A 3263-nucleotide genomic window follows, 5' to 3' on the forward strand; every position below is an offset into this window, starting at 1 on the left:
CCCGTGCCCATCCAGTCGTACTTGCCCTGGATCATGTTGGTAACAGCGGTAGTGTTATCCTTGGCGGAGTAGACGTAGATGTGCTTGACGGCGGGCTGGCTGCCCCAGTAGGAGGGGTTGACGTCGTAGATGATCAGGTCGGGAGAGAAGCTGCGCAGCTTGTAGGGGCCAGTGCCGACAGGGTTCTTGTCGTTGGTGAACTTGGTGAGATCACCGCTGATGGTGGACCAGACGTGCTGAGGGACGATGTAGGTCTGGCCGATGTAGAAGAGAGCGGTGCTGTTGGGGCCGGTCAGGGTGAAGGTCACCGTCTGGTCGTCAGGCGTTGCGACATCCTTGACTAGCGGCAGCACGCCGCCCTGGTCGAGGGCCGGGTGGGCCTTCAAGAGATCGAAGGTGAACTTGACATCGGCGCTGGTGAAGGGCTGGCCGTCGTTCCACTTGACGTTAGGGCGCAGGTGGAAGGTCAGCTGGCTACCGTCGCTGGAAAACTCATAGCTGGTCGCCAGCCACGGCTCATAGTTGCCCGTATAGAGATTGGTCCGATACAATCCCTCGTAGAGCAGACCCTGAGAGCCCCAGGCGGCAGGGGTATTGTAGTTGAAGAACGGGTTAAAGTTGTCGACGTTGGGGCCATTAGGCGCCGGCAGCACGTTGAGCGTGTCTGTCTTAGACGCCGTCGTTGAGCTGGTTCCGCCACCGCCGCAGGCGGTCAGCACCAGACCGAGCAGGAGCAGCAGCGACACCAGCCCGAAGGCAAAGCGATGCCGACGTGGTGACGATGCCAGATACGAACGCATAGAACCTCCTGAAACCAAGAGTAGAAATCAGGCGATTATTTGGACCATTTTCCCTACAGGCGACAATGTTCGGGTGCCAGAAAGGGACAAAATGCCAACCAGACAACAGATCGACCGGTTTACAGGACAGCAAACCGGCAATCGCTGCTGCTCCCAGACCAGATATCGAGTCGGTAAATACTGTCCAGGCAAGCTGTGCTGCTGGAACCTGTTGGCAGGTATGCTTCCCTGCTGATTCGCTAGCAGGCGCTGCTCTGGCTGAAGCAGTAGGAAGCACAGGGACAGGTAACTTCCTGCCACGCTGAGCCAAACTGGCTCAGCTCTGCTCAGCGAGAGCGATCACCACCTCCTTGCTCAGGTGAGGAATGAAGATGACGCGAGGCCCCGCAGGAGGCGCGGATGATCAGGCTCGTGGGCATCTTTACCCGCACGGGCGGGTCGAAGACCGCCGTCGAGGGAGTGACGCCAGCGAACTGACCATTCTGGCTCGGGTGATGCATCATGCGGGAAGCCTCTACAAAGGCCAGGAGCATCTCCGCGGCGCGGCGCCCCATCTCGTAGAAGGGCTGGCGCACCGTCGTCAGCGGTGGTTCCATGTGAGCCGAGGACGGATTGTCGTCGAAGCCAACGACAGCTACGTCATCCGGCACCCGCAGGCCACGCTGCTCCGCGGCAGCAATAGCTCCATAGGCCATGTAATCGCTACCGGCGAAAATAGCAGTTGGCCGCCTCTCGGGAGGCAGATCGAAAAAGGCATTGGCGCAGGCACGCCCCGTCTGCGGCATGAAGTCACCTTCCAGCACCAGCGCCGGATCAAGAGGGATGCCCGCTTCTTCCAGGGCATCGCAGTAGCCCCGATAGCGATCGTGCGAGACCTGGTACTTGAGCGGTCCCTGGATATGGGCAATGCGCCGATGCCCGAGGCGAATGAGATGACGGGTGGCCTCATAGGCCCCTACACGGTTGTCCACGCTGATCCAGGGCGTGTTCTCTGGCGGGATGCCCTGATCATCAATGAGCAGCACGGGGAAGGAACGTGAATGGAGCGCCGCCAGATACTTGGCCGACGGACCAGGGAAGACGGCCAACAGCCCGCTCACCAGCCGTGTACGAACAATGCGGCTGATGATGTCGCTGCGGTCCTTCTCGTGATTGACATCGTTAATACTGTAGAGAATCAGCTCGTAAGGGGTCGCCCCAACAACCTCTCCGACGCCTCTCATCAGCTCCGGGATGAGCGGCCAGGTGAGAGAAGGAATGAGGGCGCCCAGTAGCCGACTGCGCCCACCTGCCAGACCGGAAGCGGCGATGTTGGGCACAAAGCCTTGCTCCTCCATGACGCGTAAAATACGCTCACGGGTCGCAGGGTCCACATCCGGCTTCTGATTGAGTACTCGCGAGACTGTCGCTTTGGAAACTCCCGCCAGGCGGGCAATGTCCCGAATCGTCAGCTTCTCGGCCATAGCAATCCTTCTCACGCTTACGCGCAGGCCCTCCCTCCATTCCTCTGAGGGCCTCCCCGAAATAGGTTGTAACCGTTCACGAGATCGATACCGTAAACGATTACGAAAATTGTAACCGAAGAACCCCACCTTGTCAATAGGTGGTGGCTCACGATATAAAATGCCAACAAAGCTCGGGTTCGCTCTGTCGCTGTGGGGCCTAAATCGCCAGAGATCCTTCTCTTTTGCCTTTCTTTTAAGAAGACTATCTCCAGGCCATCCATACCTGGCTTGCTTTGGAGACTTTACTAACTCTCCCTGCCTCCTCTACCACAATCATCTGAATAGTATGATAAGCCTTACCTGCACGATAAATCCATCCCCTTTTTTTCCTAACTTCGCGACAAACCGGACAACCAGAAAATAGACCGTAGGGAGAGCAGCGCCCTGCACGTCATCTATGAAAGAAATGCGGCGTCACCAGTCGGCCATGCCTGCTCACCTTGCCGGGGTAGACCGCAAGCAGCGTGGCCCGCCCAGAGAAAGACTGGCGCCTCCTCCGACCAAGAGGCGCCAGTCTGCGATCGATCATCCGTTGTTCAATCTGTTGGGGGCCATCAAGAAGCGGGTTTGAGATGGAGGATCACGCTGACCGCATCGGGCATCTGGTACGTAGGCACAACAATATTGGGGTTGCTATCATCAGGCCAGCCGGTCCAATGCCTGGTGGTGTGCTCGTCCCAGTCCACATTGACCGTCAGCGGGATGGCCGGCAGCTGCTCGACCATGATCTTCTCGATCCCCTGAATGGCCTGCTTCTGGACATTGAGATCGGTCGACGTCATGTACTGCTTCAGCAGCTGGTCGACCTGGGTGGCCAGCGCCCCAGCGGTGTGCGTATCCCAGCGACCGAAGTTGGTTCCAGAGACCGACTTACCCGGCGGGGCGGAGTTGCTGCTGCTGAGCATATCGCGATAGGGGTAGTAGGGGGTGGGACCCTTGTCGGTCCAGCCGATGGCAG

Annotated in this window: 2 protein-coding genes and 1 pseudogene; all 3 read right to left on the minus strand. The window is 58.7% G+C overall.

Annotation, left to right across the window (positions count from 1 at the left end):
* Positions 1 to 800: ABC transporter substrate-binding protein (locus A4R35_RS16845; protein ID WP_223258376.1), on the minus strand; the 800-nt coding region annotated here is incomplete at its 3' end.
* A gap of 326 nt (positions 801 to 1126) precedes the next feature.
* Positions 1127 to 2263, minus strand: a complete 1137-nt coding sequence (locus tag A4R35_RS16850; RefSeq protein ID WP_112431378.1) for a LacI family DNA-binding transcriptional regulator — start codon at positions 2261 to 2263, stop codon at positions 1127 to 1129.
* Between the two features lie 596 nt (positions 2264 to 2859).
* Positions 2860 to 3263: pseudogene (locus A4R35_RS24355) on the minus strand (ABC transporter substrate-binding protein); the annotation flags it as partial.

The organism is Thermogemmatispora tikiterensis (assembly GCF_003268475.1).
GTDB classification, from domain to species: domain Bacteria; phylum Chloroflexota; class Ktedonobacteria; order Ktedonobacterales; family Ktedonobacteraceae; genus Thermogemmatispora; species Thermogemmatispora tikiterensis.

Bases quoted from the DNA above. Each gene is read 5' to 3' on its own strand.
- A4R35_RS16850 (WP_112431378.1), bottom strand. From the start codon at position 2,263: ATGGCCGAGAAGCTGACGATTCGGGACATTGCCCGCCTGGCGGGAGTT.